This is a genomic window from Nocardia araoensis NBRC 100135 (assembly GCF_000308435.1).
In the GTDB taxonomy this organism is placed as follows: Bacteria; Actinomycetota; Actinomycetes; order Mycobacteriales; family Mycobacteriaceae; genus Nocardia; species Nocardia araoensis.
Map to the genome: position 1 here is coordinate 1 of NZ_BAFR01000244.1, position 632 is coordinate 632.

Annotated in this window: 1 protein-coding gene; it reads right to left on the bottom strand. The window is 68.7% G+C overall.

Annotated features, from left to right (window positions below; all coding sequences use genetic code 11):
* On the bottom strand, positions 1-632 hold a 632-nt coding region (locus ON21_RS30165; RefSeq protein WP_039803554.1), incomplete at both ends, for a condensation domain-containing protein.

Here is a 632-nt window from a genome sequence, read left to right on the forward strand (position 1 = left end):
AGGTTCACCAGCCCCGCGTGCGTCGCCGCGTCGATCTCGATACCCACTCGCCCACCGGCCAGCGACGCCACCGCCGGACGCGGCCGATCCGTCGGCAACTCCAGCAGATCCGGCAACCCACCCAACTCCACACGCCAGAACGCGATCTGCTGCGCCGCGATCGATGCCGGATCGCTCTCATCACCCAACACTTCGCGCTGCCACAACGCATAATCCGCATACTGCACCCGCAACGGCGACCACCCCGGAACCCCACCCGAAGTACGCGCCGCATACGCCACCATCACATCCCGCACCAACGGACCCATCGACGACGCATCCGCCGCAATATGATGCACCACCACCGCCAGCACGTGCTCCCGCGCCACATCCGCGATCCGCAGGAGCCGCACCCGCACGGGCACTTCGGCGGTCACGTCGAAGGGAGTCGCCGCCAGCGCGTAGACCTCGCCAGCGACCTCGTCCACACCGATCGCATGCGCGGCCACATCCAGCGCCACCTGCCCCGCGGGTAGCACCACCTGCACCGGACCATCGGGGGTCTCCGGATACACCGTGCGCAACACCTCGTGGCGGGCGACCACGTCGTGCAGCGCCGCACCCAGCGCGGCGACATCCAGTTCACCGGTCAA